The sequence below is a fragment of the Leeuwenhoekiella palythoae genome (genome assembly GCF_900130045.1).
Lineage (GTDB): Bacteria > Bacteroidota > Bacteroidia > Flavobacteriales > Flavobacteriaceae > Leeuwenhoekiella > Leeuwenhoekiella palythoae.
The window spans coordinates 242,331-259,737 of sequence record NZ_FQXT01000003.1 but is presented as its reverse complement, the minus strand read 5'-3'; the positions used below and the strand labels follow the sequence as shown (position 1 = coordinate 259,737).

Here is a 17,407-nt window from a genome sequence, read left to right as displayed (position 1 = left end):
AGTCTAACCGCCAATCGCGATCATACTGCGGTTGTTACTGTGTAGATCAGGATTGGTAAGTTGATCAAAATCGGTCATTCCGGCGCGTACGGCTTTTTTAGCGTTCAGCGCAGCATCAATAAGCGCTTCGAGTTTTTCGCCTTCGCGAAAAGGTTTCAACAGGTTTGTTTCTTCATTAGAAAACAGGCAATTTTTCAATTTTCCGTCAGCGGTAAGTCGAATGCGGTTACAACTATCACAAAACGGATTAGTCACCGAACTGATTATACCGAAGGTTCCTTGAAACCCTTCAATCTTAAAATTACGTGAGGTAAAGTTTTTCTCGTTAGGAAGTGGTTGCAACGCTTCAACACCAAAATGATCAGTCACCCGATTGATAACTTCAGCCTGAGATACTAGTTTTTCTTTATTCCAGGCATTTCCATCAAAAGGCATAAACTCAATAAAGCGCACATTGATCGCTCGTGCTCTGGTAAGATTAATAAAATCTACAATTTCATCTTCATTAAAATTTTTCATCAAGACCGCATTGATCTTGACATTAAAACCTTCTTGAATGAGTTGTTCAATATTCTCAAATGCTTTTTTGTACTGATCTCTTCTGGTGATGAACTTAAATTTTTCGGCATCTAAACTATCAAGACTCACGTTGATATCGTGAAGACCGTATCGTTTAAAATCTTCAATAAAACGATGAGTAAGCAGCGCATTTGTGGTGATCGATAACTTCACCGGGAGTTTAGCTAACCGCGCTAAAATAGCTGTAAAATCCTTACGTACCAGAGGTTCGCCCCCGGTTAGCCTTATTTTAGTGACCCCGTGATCAACAAATACTTTGGCAAAAGTTTCGATCTCATCTGCGGTCATAAGATGCGACCGCGGACTTAACGGAATTCCGTCGTGCGGCATACAATACGTGCAGCGTAAATTACATTTTTCGCTTAGCGAAATCCGTAAATAGCTGTGCTTGCGACCGTGCGTATCTGTTAATATTGAAGTTGTACTATTCATTGGCTTGGTGTTGTGCACCTCTTAAAATTTTAAAAACATGTAATAAATGCGGGAAAACAGCATCCATAGATTCTTTGGCTCCGTTAGTGGAACCGGGTAATGCCAAAACGAGGCAATTTCCTAGCGTTCCTACCACGCTGCGGGAAAGCATAGCATAGGGCATACGGTCCTGACCATATTTGCGAATGGCTTCCTCAACCCCCGGAATTCTACGCTCTAAAATAGGCTCAAGCGCTTCTGGGGTAACATCGCGTATACTCAGGCCTGTTCCGCCCGTGTAGATCAATAAGTTGACCACTTCAGAAAGCTCTAATGCTTTGTTGCGAATGGTTTGCAAATCATCAGGAATGATCTCATAACCTTGTATCTGCACATCACTGGCTTGAAGTTTCTCCATAATTGCTTTACCAGCGCGATCTTCTTTTTTTCCTTCAGAAATTGAATCTGAACATACAATAACATGCGCACTAAGTCGCGACGGATTCTGATCTTTAAAACTGCTTTTACCGCCTTTTTTGTGCAGAAGCTTCACGTTGTTGATCTCTATACCTTTATCAATGGGTTTGAGCATATCATACATCGTCAACGCGATCACCGATGCACCGTGCATCGCTTCAACTTCTACACCGGTTTTGTAAACGGTTTTAACCGTAATCACAATAAAGACCTGTAAACCTTCAATACGATAGTCAACCGCGGTATATTCTACCGGTAACGGATGACAGTCAGGAATTGAGGTATGCGTATTTTTTACGGCAAACAAACCCGCAGTTTTTGCCATTTCAAACACATTGCCTTTGGGCACGGCGTTGCGCTGCAACGCATCTATGGTTTCTTGTTTACTAACGCATACCGTGGCTTGGGCGGTAGCAGACCTTAACGTATTTATTTTATGTGTGATGTCAACCATAATGGTGATTTCAGAATTTGTGATGGAAAGATTTAAGATTAACTATTGACTTTCCATTGATGGGTTTCATCTTCAAAAATCTCTTTTCCGAAGATTGGAGTGTGTTCTTTCACTTGGTTTACCAGCCATTCGGTAGCGGCATAAACTTCTTTTCTGCGCACCGCAGAAACAAAAACAAAAAAGCAGATTTCACCGGCTTTTATTGTTCCCAGACTGTGGTAAATATGCATACAGATCAGATCGAATTTTTCAAAAGCAGCCTCACGAATTTCGTGTAGCTTGGTGTTTGCCAGTTCTTCATAGCAGGTGTATTCAATAGCGGCAACATTTTTGCCATCTACCGCATCTGCACGCACCTGACCTAAAAAGATATTGTGTGCACCAATGCTGGTCTTAGATTGATGTTTAGCGATAGCATCGCCAATAAATTCACTACTGATGGGACCTTCTATAAATACTTTTTTCATAATCTTTTACTTTATGATCGTTACTGATGTAACGAGATTTTTAAGTTGCGTAGCATTTTCTGCCAGAGGCTTTGTGTTATTGATGTGATTTTCCTTTAAATAGTTAACGGCTTGTAGCGCTCGTCGACCGCTTTGGCAAAAAACATAATAGTTTTGTTCGGGTTTGAACGATGCCTTGTTTTGCGACAACTCTGAAAGCGGAATTTCTAAAACTGAAGGATGCTTGATTCTGGGTTGCTCCTCAAGATTGCGAACATCTAATAATACAGCGCGCTCTAGAAATTCTTGCTTAAAATTGACCTGAATGTTTTCGGACTTATTATGGTTTTCATCAAAAAAATCTTGAGTGATTTCTATAGATTCTTTTTTAGAAAATTTGAATTTCTCTTGGTGCGCCGTCAACGTATTGTAAACGAGCAATTCTCCAGATAGAATACTGCCGGTTTGCAAAATGATTTTCATCACTTCTGCGGCTTGCAGCATACCGATAATTCCCACGCTTGTTCCTAAAACGCCGGCTTCGGCACAGCTCGGTACTTCAACTGCCTTTGGAAATAAACAGCGATAGGTTGGACCGTCATTATAATTGAATACCGAAACCTGACCTTCAAAACGGTGAATGCTTCCGTACACTACGGGTTTTGAAGTGAGTATTGCAGCATCATTTATGAGATAGCGCACATCAATGCGATCTGTAGCATCGACTATAATATTGTAGTGATCAAATAATTCTAGTGCGTTTTTCCCACTTAAATACTCCGGGTAGCTGGTGATAGTACATTGAGGTTGTTGCTTTTGAAGCACTTGTTTTGCTTGCTCAACCTTAAATGCACCCAAATGTTCTGGGGTGTACAAAATTTGGCGGTGCAGGTTACTTTCTTCAATACGATCGCCATCAACAATGCCCAGATGCCCAACACCCGCAGCAGCGAGATAGGGCAGAAGAGCGCAGCCTAAACCACCGGCTCCAATCACGAGCACTCGTGCTTCAGCAATTTTCTGCTGGCCCTGTTCCCCAACTTGAGGTAATATGATTTGACGTTGATAGTGATTCATAATTTTATTTTAACCTCCGGCATAGGGTGGAAGCAATGCAATAACATCTCCTTCTTTTAGCGTCACATTTTCATCCTGATCAATGAGTTTTTGATTGATCGCCAGCTGAAATGGAATATGACCTATCGCATTATTTTTTTTTAGATGATCTAAAAGCGCGGCCGAAGTATGTTGCTCAATACCGCGTGTTTCTTCGTGTGTACCCAGAACATCTACTAATTGTCCAAAATATTTAAGTGTAACTTCCATTCAATTTAATTCTTGTTCAACACGCGCTAAAACCTCAGGCGTATTGATATTCGTAAAAGCCCGCTCCGCTGTAAAATTAAGGGCTCTGTAATTGTTCGTTTTGATAAAATCAAATAATCTTAACTGATCCTTCTCTAAATGCGCTTCCAGATTTTTAAGTATTCTTTTACTGTAAATCCCTATAAGCGGATGCCAGTTGGTCGCTGTTTCGGCAAATATGATATCTGCTGTTTTCTTTTCAGCAATTAAACGTTTAAGAACTGATGCATCTAAAAGCGGAATGTCACAACTCAAGATCAAAATACGCTCCTGATTTGTGTGTTTTAGCGCCGCGTGAATACCACCTAACGGACCTTTATCTATATAATGATCATTTACAATGGGAAGCCCAAAACGGCTATACTCCGAGTTTTGTGTGACAAAAACTATTTCTTTAGAAACCTCATTTATTCCGCTGATTATATGATCTATAAAATGCTTTTCTTGAAGCATGGCTAAACCTTTGTCACGACCCATTCTTGAGCTTTTTCCGCCGCAAAGAATATAAACCGGAATGTTATGTGCAGAAGATTCAGTCATCTATTTTTTTTATTCGAGTGTCGTCCCAACGGATACTCTAAAGGCTTGCCCCCAGATAGTTTACTTCTTTGAATTTCTCATTTAAAAATTCTTCGCAGGCAGCATTTAATTGTTCAAATTCTACGATCATTTCTTTTCCATAATCGGTTAAATAAGTTCCACCGCCAGATTTTCCACCGGTATTGGTCACCACAAGTGGATGTTTTGCAGTAGAATTCATCGCATTGATGAGCCCCCAAGCTTTTTTATAAGACATCTTCATCGCTCTGGCGGCAGCACTTATAGATTGCGTTTCTTGAACTTTTTTTAAAAGTTCAATGCGACCATAGCCTAAAAAAACACTGCCTTCATCCTCAATCCAAACTCTACTTTTTATCTGCATCGTCCTAAAAGTTTAAATCAATATAACCTACCTGCTGGCCTTTTTCTAGCATCTCTTGGTCTTCTTCAACCACTAGAAGTGCGTTGCTTAAAGCATAAGTATTCAGCATCGAACTTGCCTGACCGGTGTAAGGTGTAATGGTATCATCTGTTACCCCGGCTTTCAAAAACAGGGTTTTACCAATAGGATTTTTTACAGCTTCTGTTAATCTGGCTTTACGCGTAGGTAAAAAAGGCGATAGGCTTCCCATACGCGCTCTTAAGTGCGGTAAAACATAGACGTAAAATGCGGTCAGACTAGATGCCGGATTACCTGGCAACCCAAAAACTGATTTAGAATCTTTGGTACCAAACCACAACGGTTTTCCTGGTTTTTGATTGACCTTATAAAAATGTTCTGTAACCGAATTTGCTTTTAATGCCTCTTGTACAAAATCATAATCTCCTACTGAAATCCCACCGGACACTAAGAGTACATCGTGAGTTTCTAAAGCTTGTGCTATACTATTTTTAGTTTCTTCAAAAGTATCTTTTGCTTTAACAAGAGTGACTTCAATAATCCCCAAACGAGCTAAAGCATTTTTCAGCATAATGCCATTGCTTTCATAAATTTGATTGGGTTCTAGTGGCGTTCCGGGTTCTTGCAACTCGTCTCCTGTCATCAGGACAGCTACTTTAGGCAAACTATAAACTGAAACTTCTGTGATGCCTAAACCTGCTAAAAATCCTATGCTTGCTTCATTAATAGCATGTCCTTGCTCTAATACTTTTACTCCTTCAGTTACTTGTTCGCCCACCGGTCTTATGTTAGCTCCTTTGGCTGGCAGTTTTTGCAGGTGTAATATTTGATCTTCAAACTGTGTGTGTTCCTGTATAATTACAGTATTTGCAGCATCAGGTACAGGAGCTCCTGTAAAAATGCGAATGGCTTCCCCTTTTTTTAATTGGGGGACTTTTGTAGCACCGGCTTGAACTTTACCGGCCAAAGTCAACGAAGTGATTCCTTCCTCATAAATAAATGCGTAACCGTCCATTGCAGACTGCCGGAACGGTGGTAATGATATAGGCGCACTTATCGCTTCAGTTAAATAGCGCTGGCGACTTTTAGATACAGGTACTAAAGTCCTTGGTAAAAGGCTAGCCTTTTCTATAACTATTTTTTGAGCCTGAGCAACTGAAATCATTTTTAAAAAGCGTTATGTTTTAGCGAATATAACGAAATCTATTTCATACATCAATAATTTCGCCTTTTAGTTAACAGGCTTTTAGGAGCTTCTCAAGAATTCTGACTTTTATTTAGTTTTTCCTTAATAGCGCGCTGTGACTATAATGGCTAAATTGTTTTCTGAAATCATTCAGCATAAAAATTTAGAAATATTATGTCAAAGCCTGTAAACAGAGGGGTGTCTATCACCGGAATCGAAGAATTTACAAACATAAAACTCGGTGATCCCGTACGTGATGCCGCCGGAATGTTAGGCGTAAAAGAGGCTCTCAAACACGGTTTTAAAGAGATGGGTGTGTTGCGCTCTATGGGCGCTCTGCTCAAAATGAATCAGAAAGATGGCTTTGACTGCCCCAGTTGCGCCTGGCCTGATCCAGAAAATAGATCTCCTGTTGCAGAATATTGCGAGAATGGTGCAAAAGCACTTGCTGATGAAGCTACTTTGGCTAAGGCAGATACTAATTTGTTCAAAAAATGGAGCGTGGGAGAGTTGTCTCAACTTTCAGATTACGAACTGAATAAATTTGGTAGACTTACAGAACCCATGGTTTTAAAACCAGATAGCACGCATTATGAACCGATTACTTGGGAAGAAGCGTACCAACTTATAGCAACCCATTTAAAGGAATTGCATTCGCCAGATGAAGCGATCTTTTACACCTCTGGGCGTTCTAGTAACGAGGCTGCTTTTTTATACGGAACCTTCGCGCGAGCTTTTGGCACTAATAATTTACCCGATTGTTCAAATATGTGCCACGAATCTAGCGGTGTTGCGCTCGGCGAAACGCTGGGAATAGGGAAGGGGTCCACCGTACTAGAAGATCTTTATGAAGCAGAAGTGATCCTGATCGCCGGGCAAAATCCGGGAACGAATCACCCCAGAATGATGTCAGCATTAGAAAAGTGTAAAAACAATGGCGGAAAAGTAATCAGCATAAACCCTTTAGAGGAATCCGGATTAGTGAATTTTAAAAATCCGCAACACTTGAGCGGAACTATTGGGAGCGGAGTTCAAATGGCCGATTTGCATTTACCGGTTCAGATCAATCAAGATATTCCGTTGATGAAACTCATCTTAAAGAAGCTGGCAGTTCTTGATGGTATTGATCATTTGGTTTTTGATCACGCGTTTATTGAGAAATATACTTTGGGCTATAAAGCTTTGATGCTGGATCTTGATCAATATGACGAGCAAGATCTTTTAAATAGATGCGGGGTAAGTGAAGCTTCGATCAACAAAGCGGTTGCGATGCTGCGTAATGCTAAAAAAATTATTGTGTGCTGGGCAATGGGGCTGACGCAACACAAAAACGGAGTTGAGAATATACGTGAATTTGTCAATCTTCTATTATTGAAAGGTGCTCTTGGTAAACCCGGCGCCGGAACGTGTCCCGTACGTGGCCACAGTAATGTGCAAGGAGATCGAAGTGTGGGGATTCAGCATTTTGTAGATGAAGCGATGAACGAACGCATACGGAAGCATATGGCGTTTGAACCACCTACAGAAAAAGGCTGGGATGTCGTAGAATCCATACAAGCGATGCACGAAGGCAAAGCGAAAGCATTTTTCTGTTTAGGCGGAAATTTTTTAATGGCTGCTTCTGATACTAAGTATACCGCCGAAGCTATTGAGCAATGTGATCTAACGGTACAGATAAGTACTAAACTCAATCGCTCACATCTTGTCACCGGTAAAACTGCGCTCATTTTACCAACATTGGGTAGGTCTGAAAAGGATATGAATGGGGATACCAAGCGCTACTTCACTGTAGAAAATAGTATGGGAAAAGTGAGTCAATCTAAAGGGGTTTTAAAACCCGTAGCCGGAAACTTGCGAAGTGAACCTCAAATCATCGCCGAACTTGCTGACGCTTATTTTGACTCTCATCCGTTAGACTGGAAGCGGCTAAGTCAAGATTATGATTTGATTCGCGAGTATATAGATAAAGTGGCTAAAGGCTTTGAAGAAACTTCAAAACGCTCTGAAGGACACGGATACTATTTACCCAATAATGTACGCAACCTAGACTTTAGTATGCTTCCGGAAGGGAAAGCGCAACTCACGGTCAATAAATTACCAGAACATCAACTTGATAATGATGAACTTATGTTGATGACTATACGTTCTCACGATCAGTTTAATACCACGATTTATGGTCTTGATGATCGTTATCGCGGTGTTTATAATGAGCGTCGAGTAGTCTTTATTAATAAAGAAGATATGAAAGCGCAAGGTTTACAAAAACTGGATGTTGTAGATCTTACGAGCAGTTATGACGGGGTAGTGCGCACAGCACATAAATTTCTGGTCATACCTTATGAAATACCCAAAGGCAATGTAGCGGCCTATTTCCCTGAAACCAATGTGCTTGTACCTTACAATCATTATGCAGATCGCAGCAACACCCCAATAAGTAAATCAGTTAAAGTAAGGATTGTAAAACGGATTGATTTGAGTAATTAAGAGTATGGGTGTACTCACCGAAGCAATACAACACGCGTGGAGCTTGTGGTCTATTCATATGAATTCAGTTAAGTTGTGCAAATGATACTATTGATGATTTGCCATCTTTAAATTAATCTAATACATCTGAATAGACCTTCAACATTATCTCCATGCTTAAACATCAATTCTCAAAATTCCATTATAGAATCAAGTCCTCTTTTTAAACCTTTGAAAGTACCAACTTTCTCAATAGCCAAAAGTCCGCCTTTTACATAAGGTTCAGCGCTCGCACCAGAATCATGCCTTATGGATAATTTCTCGTCTTTTAGGCCAAAAATTGTTTCAATAGAAATAACGTGACCCGGAAGCCTAACTGAATGAACTTGAACATCGTTAAGATTTGCACCACGACTTGCTTGATCACCCATCAATTCATCCTCGGTAACATATTTATTGGGTTTCTGAACATTTGATAGGCGATATGCAAGCTCTCTTGCTGTTCCGCTTGGGGCATCAATCTTATCTTCGTGAGTATAATCTATAATTTCAAAATTAGGAATATACTTAGCTGCCATTTCTGAGAATTTTTGAAGGAGCACCACAGTCAAAGCAAAGTTCCCAACCGCTAGGACAGAGGTGTTAAACCTGTTTGCAGCTTTTTCAATATCAGCGTAATCTGCATCAGTTAAACCAGAGGTTCCGACGATGACATTTTTACCTTTTTCTGTTGCTTTTAAAATGTTGTTTTTAGCACTATTGGGTTTGGTATATTCTACAAAAATGTCAAAATCGACTTTATCTAAAGCAATTTCAATATTTTCATAAATGGGTATGGGTTCTGAATCTATTTGTAGAATTTGTGCAAGGTCTTCACCTTTATGCGTGCGTGATAATGCACCAACTAATTGCATATTTGGGTGATTAAAAACGCCTTTGCACAAAGCAGCACCTGCCCATCCCGTTCCTCCTGCTATAAATACTTTGATCATAATGATTGAAATTAAAGTTTAACACATCTTTTTTTCTCTAAATAATAGAGTTGTCTTTAAAAATAACTAGTTAGAATAGCTAGCATTTAGTTTATGTAACTAGTTACGTAAAAGTATTCTATTTAAATGTAACCGGTTACGTTATTGTGATTAATTAACAATTCTGGTTAGGGAAGGAGTGCGCGTCTAAAGTCAAATCCTATTTAATATACTTTATAATATAGAGTAATTCGTGAGCCAGCGTTGGCTATTTCAATGAAAGATTATTGGTTACACTGTGATTTATATAAACAAATTCCAAAACATATATTTTTAATTATTTACGTATTATAATTATTTTATTAAGTATAAATACTTATATTTGATTTTATAAATACGTAGCATATGAAAAAAATAATTGTAGTTGGTAATGGGATGGTTGGGTATAAATTCTGTGAAAAACTCAGTCAGCATCCCGATTTTGAGGCTTATGAGGTCACCGTTTTTGGTGAAGAATCTAGACCTGCTTATGACCGCGTTCATCTAAGTGAGTATTTCTCTGATAAATCTGCAGATGAACTTTTGTTAGCACCTTCAGGGTGGTATGCCTCTAAAAACATTAACCTGCGCACTTCAGAATTAGTGATCGCTATTGATATAGATGCACAAACGATCACTACTCATAAAGAAAGCCAATATGCTTATGATTATTTGGTCTTAGCCACTGGGTCTTCTCCGTTTGTTCCTCCTATAAAGGGAGCTGATAAGCAAGGTGTTTTTGTTTACCGCACCATTGAAGACCTTGATGCTATGAAGGCTTATGCCACTAAGCTTAAAGCAGCCGGTAAAAAGAATGCAGCCGTTCTTGGTGGTGGCCTGCTAGGTTTAGAAGCAGCGAACGCCGCTAAAGAATTAGGCTTAAATGCACATGTTGTAGAATTTGCCCCACGATTAATGCCAAGACAGCTTGATCAGCAAGCAAGCGATATGCTTCAAGCAAAAATAGAAAGTCTGGGGATAGGTATTCATCTAAGTAAAGCTACTGATCTTATTGCAGGTGAGGATTGTATTTCGCGAATGGATTTTACTGATGATACGCATTTAGATGTAGATATGCTTATCATTTCCGCTGGTATCAGACCTCGGGATGAACTGGCGCGTAACTCTGGCATACAAGTAGGAGCGCGCGGAGGTATTTATGTAAATGAGAAAATGCAAACTTCGGTTGAAACCGTTTATGCAATAGGAGAAGTTGCGCTGTATAACGAAGGAATTTACGGCTTGGTTGCACCAGGCTATGAGATGGCAGATGTGGCAGTACAGCAGATTACTGGTGGCGATAAATGTATGGTTGCATCCATAGATATGTCTACCCAACTTAAACTGATAGGTACAGAGGTTGCAAGTTTTGGAGATCCCTTTGTAGAAAATGATGAGATTGTCGCCATTACTTATGAAAACAAACACAGTGGCATTTATAAACGTATTAACGTAGCCCGTGATGGTTCGCGCTTGTACGGCGGTATTCTCGTTGGTGATTCTTCAGATTACAACAGTTTATTTCAGATCTATTATAACGTGATGAAAATTCCGGAAAATCCTGAAGATTTAATCTTAGGTTCTCGAGGTGGAGACAATATCCTAGGCAGTGTACTTGATTTACCAGATTCTGCTCAAATATGTTCTTGCGAAAGCGTTTCTAAAGGAGCAATTTGTAAAAGTCTTGAAGATGGAAGCTGCTCGGGATATAAAGATATTGTGAGTTGTACTAAAGCCACTACCGGTTGTGGTGGTTGTAAACCTATGGTGACTGATCTGGTAAACGAGACCCTTAAATCTTTAGGAAAAGAAATAAAAGATACGGTGTGTGAACATTTTGAATTCAGCCGGCAGGAGCTTTACGATCTGGTCAAAGTAAAGAAGATCACAACTTTTGAAGAAGCACTTCAGAAAATAGGAAAAGGATGCGGTTGTGAAATTTGTAAGCCGGTACTGGCTTCTGTTTTTTCGAGCATTTATATGGAAACTGCTAACAAGCAACCGGCTATACAGGATTCTAATGACCGATTTCTCGCCAATATTCAGCGAAATGGTACCTACTCAGTGGTACCTAGAGTTCCGGGAGGTGAGATCACGCCTGAAAAACTTATAGTTTTAGGTGAAATAGCAAAACAGTATGATCTGTACACCAAGATCACAGGCGGGCAACGCATAGACTTATTTGGAGCACAATTGCACGAATTACCGTTGATCTGGAAAGCGCTCATAGATGCAGGATTTGAAAGTGGTCACGCCTACGGAAAATCCTTGCGTACCGTTAAGAGTTGTGTAGGGTCTACTTGGTGTCGTTACGGTATGCACGAGTCAGTTTCTTTTGCTATTGAAATTGAAAACAGGTACCGCGGTTTACGCTCTCCACATAAACTGAAGGGTGGCGTATCAGGTTGTATACGAGAGTGTGCAGAAGCCCGAGGAAAGGATTTTGGATTGATCGCGGTAGATGGAGGATGGAATTTATATGTATGTGGAAACGGTGGCGCCACACCTAAACACGCTATTCTTCTTGCTGAAAAATTAGATGACGCAACCTGCGTTAAATACTTAGATCGCTTTTTGATGTATTACATACGTACTGCGGGGCCGCTAGTTCGTACCGCTCCTTGGCTTGAAAAACTGGATGGGGGAATTGAGTATCTCAAAAAGGTAATTATTGAAGATAGCCTTGGGATCGCCGATGACCTTGAGCAAGAAATGCAAGGTTTGGTAAATAGATACGAATGCGAATGGAAACAAGCTATTGAAAACCCCGAAATGGCAAGCCGATTTAAGCATTTTGTAAACTCTGACGATACAGATGATAATATTGAGTTTGTTGCGTTGAGGGATCAAAAAATGCCAAAACCTTGGGCCTCCTAAAACTGGCAGAATTTTTCATACCACAATAGAAGTTTCAAATAAAAGCATATTCAACAGGTAATTTTAAAAAATCACTTATGGAAGAATTACTCAATACGTATAAAAGTGTAACACTGGAAGGGGCCAGAACTTGGGTACAAGTTGGTCACCAATCCGATTTTCCGCAGAATGGTGGGGCGTGCATTAAACATAAAAATAAACAGATCGCAGTGTATAATTTCAGTCTTACCCAGTCGTGGTATGCCTGTCAGAACTTGTGCCCTCATAAAATGGAAATGGTGCTTTCAAGAGGGATGATCGGTGATCTAGATGGTATTCCCAAAGTAGCGTGCCCATTGCACAAAAAGACCTTTTCGCTTGAAAATGGTTCAAATCTAAACGGGGAAAATTTTAAAATTGCGGTCTATCCGGTAAAAATTCAAAATGAAATGGTGTATATTGGTTTTGAGGATTAATAACCTAAACCATGACAAAACTCGAGCAAGCGATACAGAAAATAGATGCTTTAAATGCACAAGATCCTAATCTTGAAAAAGATGGTGATCAAGAAGTCCCTAAAGAATTGTTGTATTCGCAACGTATGACGCAACATTTATTTGCATTTGAGCCAGATGCTAGTGAGCCTTTGCAAGTTGCGGCCAGAGCTCAACATATTTGCCGCTGGAAAAGCCCTCGGGAAGATTATCCAATGACCCGCGTAGGCTATTTAAAATGGCGTGAAGAATTAAAAAAAATGCATGCACAAGTGACTGGGGATCTTTTAGAATCTTTAGACTTTGAGAAGGAATTTATAGATCGGGTTCAGTTTCTAATTAAGAAAAAGCGCATTAAAAAAGATCAGGAATCTCAAACCTTAGAAGATGTAATTTGTTTGGTATTTTTAAGCTATTATTTTGAAGATTTTGCAGCCAAGCACGAGACAGATAAAGTCATTGATATTGTTCAGAAAACTTGGGCAAAAATGTCTGAGAAAGGCCAGCAAGCAGCGCTTAAACTCCCACTAAGTGCAACCACATTAGATCTGGTGGGTAAAGCACTTGCTTAATGTAATTATGGCATCGTTAGATCAAAAAACCTTTGTAAAATTACGCCGCCTCTACATAATTGCTTTGAGCCTCATCGCAGTCTCGGTTTTCGTAAGTCAGTTTTTAGTACAGAATTTTTTAGATGATCAGGCTACTGACAGTAGAGTGATCAATATTGCCGGGCGGCAGCGTATGTTAAGCCAAAAGCTTACAAAAGAAGCCATTCAACTTAAATATCCGGATTCTAAATTTGCGTTGCGTGCTCTTCAAGATAGTTTGGCTCAAACCCGTAATCTATGGTATGTGAGTCACAAAGCGCTTCAGCAAGGCAGCGATTCCTTACAAATTCCGCATATCGCTTCAGATACTATTGCCAAACTTTATGAGAAAATCAATCCGTTTTTTAACCAAATTCTAGATGCTTCATCCACCCTAATTAGACCATCTCAAAATACGAGTCAATCCAACGCAGAGATGGACTCAGCGATACAAACGATTCAGAAAAACGAGGGAGCGTTTTTAAAATTGATGGATCAAATTGTAGATCAGTATGAACTCGAAGCAGCTGCAAAAATTGATCGCCTTCGTACGCTAGAAACGCTACTTGCTTGTCTTACACTTTTGATTTTATTGGGCGAATTTATCTTTATTTTCTGGCCTACAGCAAAAGTTGTTCGTAACGGAATGCTAGAACTTATTAATGCAGAGCGTAAAGCTTTAAAAATGGCAAAAGATGCCGATGCGCTTACAGAGTCAAAAGAAAAATTGCTTTGGGAATCTCGAGCCTTAAACCAAGCAATGGATAAAACATTACTTTTTGTACGCACCGATACTAGCGGTGTACTCCTTCAGGCAGGAGAACAATTTAAAAAAATGTTTAAGCTGAATTCAGTACAAGAGAATACAAAGTTTGCTTCGGTGATCTCAAATGTAGAACTCGAGCAACAAAATTTAGAAAAGATTCTCACTGAACATAAAAAAACTGGATGGCAAGGTGAGGTTAAAGGCAGATCGCCAGAAGGTGATGAGTTGTATTTAGAGATGTCGTTATTACCGTTTCAAAAGGAAAAAAGTAGCAACGAACTTCTAATAATTCTTTTAGATATTACTAAAAGAAAAGAAGCGCACGAGGAAATAGAGCGGTTAACTAAAGCCAATTTTGAAGAGCGCATAAGCAGGCAGAAAAATGTCTCAAGACAAATAATAGAAAACCAGGAACAAGAACAAAATAGGATTGCGCAAGATCTACACGACGGCATTGGTCAAATGCTGACCGGACTAAAATTTACTTTAGAGAGCATCAACCTCAAGGATCGTGACAAAGCGCAGACTAAAATAGATCACCTTAAAGTACTCTCTTTAGATATTATAAAAGGCATACGTACCGCCACTTTCAATTTAACCCCACCAGAATTAACAGATCACGGTTTAGTGCCTGCATTGATCAAACTGGCTAAAGAATTAACCGGTTTAACGGGGAAACAAATCACTCTAAATAACACGACGGGTTTCTATCAAAGGTTAGATTCCCTTGTGGAAATCAATACGTATCGTATTACGCAAGAAGCTGTAAATAATGCTATTAAATATGCAAATTCTACGAGTATTTTAGTAAGAATTAGACATACCGAGCATCTTCTAAGTCTGACCATTGAAGACGATGGCGATGGCTTTGATATTGAGCAAGCCCAACAAACTAAACGTGGAGATGGCGGTATGGGAATGACATTTATGCGCGAACGTATGAACTATATAAATGGGAGACTTTTTGTAAATTCGGAAGTTGGAAAAGGAACCCGCATTACACTAAATATTCCTATTGATTGACCCTATGGATACTGAAACACTTAAAGTTATACTAGCAGATGATCACGTTCTAGTACGCGATGGTATAAAGGCGCTTTTAGAAGAAGAGCATGAAATTATGGTCATAGATGAAGCCTCAAATGGTAAAGAAGCATTACAAGTTATCAAAGAGACCACTCCAGATTTACTTATTGTAGATATTAGAATGCCTGAAATGAATGGTATTGAAGTGGTACAAGCTATAAAAAACGAAGCTATTCCTGTAAAGACTTTGGTTTTATCTATGCACGATAGTGAAGAATATGTGTTGCAGTCCATTCAAGCAGGTGCAGACGGATATTTGCTTAAAGGCTCAAGTAAAGAAGAATTTATAAAGGCTTTAAATACGATTAAAAATGGCGAAAAGTATTTTGCAGGCGAACTCTCCTCTATAATCATCAACAACTTTGTGAATGGTAATGTGTCTTCTGTACCCAAACAAGAAACAAAGAAAGAATCTGTTGCAGATGCTTTTAGTCTTACTAAGCGTGAACAGCAGATATTAAATTTGGTTCTCGAAGGAAAGAGTAACAAAGAAATAGGAGAGGAGCTTAATATTAGCAAACGTACTTGTGAGGTGCATCGTTTCAATTTGATGAAAAAATTAGAAGTTAAAAATCTTATGGAGTTGGCGAATAAGGTTTCAGCATTCAATATTTCTTAATACGACAGCGTGATTACTAGAATATCTATAAAACACAACAATCAGATTTAAAAGGTATTAGGAATTCCTTAAAACTTTAAACTACGTATTTTAGTTAAGTATATATACTTATATTTGTGAGTATAAATACTTAATTATGAAAACAACAATCACTTCAGCTAAGGCAACGCGCCTAAATTTTCGAGATTTTACCAGTGTTCCAATGCGAACATTTTGGATCACATCAATTGCATTCTTTTTATGTTTTTTCGCTTGGTTTGGTATTGTGCCTTTTATGCCCGATGTGGTTAGAGATTTAGGACTTACGCCTGCTCAAAAATGGAATTCTGTAATACTTGCCGTTTCAGGTACTGTATTTGCCCGTTTACTTATAGGAAAACTATGCGATAAATACGGACCAAGATTATGTTACACTTGGTTGTTATTGCTTGGAGCTATACCGGTAATATTATGTGGTCTCGTGCAGACACCCTTACAATTCTTAATATGTAGATTATTTATTGGTTTTATTGGGGCGAGTTTTGTGATTACACAAGTACACACCTCACTGATGTTTGCTTCTAATATAGTTGGGACTGCAAATGCAACCTCTGCAGGATGGGGAAATATGGGAGGTGGAGCCAACCGTTTAATTATGCCACTTATAGCTGCGGCTATCATAGGTTTAGGTGTTGCGGAAGCAGATGCCTGGAGGTATTCACTTGTTATTGCCGGAGTAATTTGCTTTTTAATGGGGATCGTCTATTTCTTTTTTACAAAGGATACTCCTGAAGGAAATTTCAAAGAGATTAAAGCGGCGGGAAAAAAGATCAAAGGAAAAAAGAAGGATGAAGTTGGTTTTCTCGAAGCCTTAAAAGATTATCGCGTATGGATCTTATTTGTGGTCTATGCGGCTTGTTTTGGAATAGAGCTTACCGTTTACGGGACAATGGATGATTATTTGCAAAATACGTTTAATCTTGAACGCATAACAGCCGGTAATATCGTGCTCTCTTTTGCTTTGATGAATTTATTCGCGAGAACGCTTGGCGGGTATTTTGGAGACCGCTTCGGAAAATTAAAAGGTCTTCGTGGTCGTGTTTTATTTCTTGTGGCCATCTTGGCTGTTGAGGGAGTAATGCTTGTTACCTTTTCTACCATTACCAGTCTATTGTTAGGAATTATTTTTCTAGTTGCTTTTAGTCTTTCGGTGCAAATGGCCGAAGGCGCAACTTTCTCTGTTGTTCCATTTATTAATAAAAAAGCTATTGGTTCTATCTCAGGAATCGTGGGTGCAGGGGGTAATGTAGGTGCTTTTTTAGCAGCAATGCTTTTGAAATCAAAAGCTGCAGTTGCAGAGCAAGCAGCAATCAATGCTAATTCTGGTGCCAGTGAAGAGGTCATTCGCTTAGCACAATCAGAAGCTGCAGCAACAGCAGTTTCTAGTGGATATTTCATTATAGGAATTATGGTGTTCGTCATCGGTCTATTAGCTTATGCTATAAAGTTCTCTACCGCAGATGAAAAGAATGCGATCGAAGAATTAAAGCTTTCGGGGCAAGAAAACTTTATTCCGTCTAATGCATAAAAAGTATTGAGGGTATTCTTAAAATTTATTTTAGCGCATTTAATTTTGATAATACCCCTAAAACTTTAACCTTAGTAGAGCAAACTTATCTGCGGTAG

The 17,407-nt window shown here is 39.3% G+C and carries 16 protein-coding genes; 7 read left to right on the top strand and 9 right to left on the bottom strand.

Translation table 11 applies throughout. From position 1 onward, the window contains the following. Window positions 1–3: 3 nt before the first annotated feature. From moaA to BUA96_RS08325, 8 genes are read right to left on the bottom strand one after another with little or no spacing between them, the layout of a single operon-like run. Complete coding sequence (moaA, locus tag BUA96_RS08360) at window positions 4–1,011, bottom strand: GTP 3',8-cyclase MoaA (protein WP_072982202.1); 1,008 nt, start codon at window positions 1,009–1,011, stop codon at window positions 4–6. After that, window positions 1,004–1,921: a bifunctional molybdenum cofactor biosynthesis protein MoaC/MoaB gene (moaCB, locus tag BUA96_RS08355; RefSeq protein WP_072982200.1), complete on the bottom strand. Its 918-nt coding sequence runs from the start codon at window positions 1,919–1,921 to the stop codon at window positions 1,004–1,006. The genes moaA and moaCB overlap by 8 nt, the downstream gene beginning before the upstream one ends. Before the next feature lie 38 nt (window positions 1,922–1,959). Next, the gene (locus tag BUA96_RS08350) at window positions 1,960–2,388 is read right to left on the bottom strand and encodes a molybdenum cofactor biosynthesis protein MoaE (protein WP_072982198.1); all 429 of its coding nucleotides are present in this window, start codon (window positions 2,386–2,388) and stop codon (window positions 1,960–1,962) included. Window positions 2,389–2,394: 6 nt separating this feature from the next. After that, window positions 2,395–3,444, bottom strand: a complete 1,050-nt coding sequence (locus BUA96_RS08345) for a ThiF family adenylyltransferase (RefSeq protein ID WP_072982197.1) — start codon at window positions 3,442–3,444, stop codon at window positions 2,395–2,397. Window positions 3,445–3,453: 9 nt separating this feature from the next. Continuing rightward, window positions 3,454–3,693: a MoaD/ThiS family protein gene (locus BUA96_RS08340; protein ID WP_072982195.1), complete on the bottom strand. Its 240-nt coding sequence runs from the start codon at window positions 3,691–3,693 to the stop codon at window positions 3,454–3,456. Then, window positions 3,694–4,272: a molybdenum cofactor guanylyltransferase gene (mobA, locus tag BUA96_RS08335; protein ID WP_072982193.1), complete on the bottom strand. Its 579-nt coding sequence runs from the start codon at window positions 4,270–4,272 to the stop codon at window positions 3,694–3,696. Window positions 4,273–4,309: 37 nt separating this feature from the next. Beyond that, window positions 4,310–4,654, bottom strand: a complete 345-nt coding sequence (locus BUA96_RS08330) for a winged helix-turn-helix domain-containing protein (RefSeq protein ID WP_072982191.1) — start codon at window positions 4,652–4,654, stop codon at window positions 4,310–4,312. A 4-nt stretch (window positions 4,655–4,658) separates the two neighbouring features. After that, window positions 4,659–5,837, bottom strand: a complete 1,179-nt coding sequence (locus tag BUA96_RS08325; protein WP_072982190.1) for a molybdopterin molybdotransferase MoeA — start codon at window positions 5,835–5,837, stop codon at window positions 4,659–4,661. A gap of 195 nt (window positions 5,838–6,032) precedes the next feature. On the opposite strand from BUA96_RS08325, the gene BUA96_RS08320 reads away from it, so the two are divergent. Beyond that, the gene (locus BUA96_RS08320) at window positions 6,033–8,342 is read left to right on the top strand and encodes an FdhF/YdeP family oxidoreductase (protein ID WP_072982188.1); all 2,310 of its coding nucleotides are present in this window, start codon (window positions 6,033–6,035) and stop codon (window positions 8,340–8,342) included. A 170-nt stretch (window positions 8,343–8,512) separates the two neighbouring features. Here the strand turns inward: BUA96_RS08320 and dapB are convergent, their stop codons facing one another. Then, the gene (gene dapB, locus BUA96_RS08315; RefSeq protein WP_084673103.1) at window positions 8,513–9,313 is read right to left on the bottom strand and encodes a 4-hydroxy-tetrahydrodipicolinate reductase; all 801 of its coding nucleotides are present in this window, start codon (window positions 9,311–9,313) and stop codon (window positions 8,513–8,515) included. A gap of 384 nt (window positions 9,314–9,697) precedes the next feature. On the opposite strand from dapB, the gene nirB reads away from it, so the two are divergent. From nirB to BUA96_RS08285, 6 genes are all read left to right on the top strand, one after another. Then, a complete protein-coding gene (gene nirB / locus BUA96_RS08310; protein WP_072982184.1) occupies window positions 9,698–12,208 on the top strand; it encodes a nitrite reductase large subunit NirB in 2,511 nt (836 codons plus the stop codon). Window positions 12,209–12,285: 77 nt separating this feature from the next. After that, window positions 12,286–12,663 carry a nitrite reductase small subunit NirD gene (gene nirD, locus BUA96_RS08305; protein ID WP_072982182.1) on the top strand — a complete coding sequence of 126 codons (378 nt, stop codon included), beginning with the start codon at window positions 12,286–12,288 and terminating at the stop codon, window positions 12,661–12,663. Window positions 12,664–12,674: 11 nt separating this feature from the next. Next, entirely contained in the window at window positions 12,675–13,253 is a 579-nt protein-coding gene (locus BUA96_RS08300) for a DUF4202 domain-containing protein (RefSeq protein ID WP_072982181.1), read from the top strand. A gap of 7 nt (window positions 13,254–13,260) precedes the next feature. Further along, the gene (locus BUA96_RS08295) at window positions 13,261–15,060 is read left to right on the top strand and encodes a sensor histidine kinase (RefSeq protein ID WP_072982179.1); all 1,800 of its coding nucleotides are present in this window, start codon (window positions 13,261–13,263) and stop codon (window positions 15,058–15,060) included. A gap of 4 nt (window positions 15,061–15,064) precedes the next feature. Further along, window positions 15,065–15,742, top strand: coding sequence for a response regulator transcription factor (locus BUA96_RS08290; protein WP_072982851.1), 678 nt, complete (start codon window positions 15,065–15,067; stop codon window positions 15,740–15,742). 136 nt (window positions 15,743–15,878) lie between these two features. After that, on the top strand, window positions 15,879–17,309 hold the full coding sequence (locus BUA96_RS08285; protein WP_072982177.1) for a NarK family nitrate/nitrite MFS transporter: 1,431 nt from the start codon (window positions 15,879–15,881) through the stop codon (window positions 17,307–17,309). The last annotated feature ends 98 nt before the right edge of the window (window positions 17,310–17,407 follow it).

What these genes read in the sequence shown, in the direction of transcription:
- moaA (WP_072982202.1), bottom strand. Translation starts at nt 1,011, where the DNA reads ATGAATAGTACAACTTCAATATTAACAGATACGCACGGTCGCAAGCAC.
- moaCB (WP_072982200.1), bottom strand. Translation starts at nt 1,921, where the DNA reads ATGGTTGACATCACACATAAAATAAATACGTTAAGGTCTGCTACCGCC.
- BUA96_RS08350 (WP_072982198.1), bottom strand. Translation starts at nt 2,388, where the DNA reads ATGAAAAAAGTATTTATAGAAGGTCCCATCAGTAGTGAATTTATTGGC.
- BUA96_RS08345 (WP_072982197.1), bottom strand. Translation starts at nt 3,444, where the DNA reads ATGAATCACTATCAACGTCAAATCATATTACCTCAAGTTGGGGAACAG.
- BUA96_RS08340 (WP_072982195.1), bottom strand. Translation starts at nt 3,693, where the DNA reads ATGGAAGTTACACTTAAATATTTTGGACAATTAGTAGATGTTCTGGGT.
- mobA (WP_072982193.1), bottom strand. Translation starts at nt 4,272, where the DNA reads ATGACTGAATCTTCTGCACATAACATTCCGGTTTATATTCTTTGCGGC.
- BUA96_RS08330 (WP_072982191.1), bottom strand. Translation starts at nt 4,654, where the DNA reads ATGCAGATAAAAAGTAGAGTTTGGATTGAGGATGAAGGCAGTGTTTTT.
- BUA96_RS08325 (WP_072982190.1), bottom strand. Translation starts at nt 5,837, where the DNA reads ATGATTTCAGTTGCTCAGGCTCAAAAAATAGTTATAGAAAAGGCTAGC.
- BUA96_RS08320 (WP_072982188.1), top strand. Translation starts at nt 6,033, where the DNA reads ATGTCAAAGCCTGTAAACAGAGGGGTGTCTATCACCGGAATCGAAGAA.
- dapB (WP_084673103.1), bottom strand. Translation starts at nt 9,313, where the DNA reads ATGATCAAAGTATTTATAGCAGGAGGAACGGGATGGGCAGGTGCTGCT.
- nirB (WP_072982184.1), top strand. Translation starts at nt 9,698, where the DNA reads ATGAAAAAAATAATTGTAGTTGGTAATGGGATGGTTGGGTATAAATTC.
- nirD (WP_072982182.1), top strand. Translation starts at nt 12,286, where the DNA reads ATGGAAGAATTACTCAATACGTATAAAAGTGTAACACTGGAAGGGGCC.
- BUA96_RS08300 (WP_072982181.1), top strand. Translation starts at nt 12,675, where the DNA reads ATGACAAAACTCGAGCAAGCGATACAGAAAATAGATGCTTTAAATGCA.
- BUA96_RS08295 (WP_072982179.1), top strand. Translation starts at nt 13,261, where the DNA reads ATGGCATCGTTAGATCAAAAAACCTTTGTAAAATTACGCCGCCTCTAC.
- BUA96_RS08290 (WP_072982851.1), top strand. Translation starts at nt 15,065, where the DNA reads ATGGATACTGAAACACTTAAAGTTATACTAGCAGATGATCACGTTCTA.
- BUA96_RS08285 (WP_072982177.1), top strand. Translation starts at nt 15,879, where the DNA reads ATGAAAACAACAATCACTTCAGCTAAGGCAACGCGCCTAAATTTTCGA.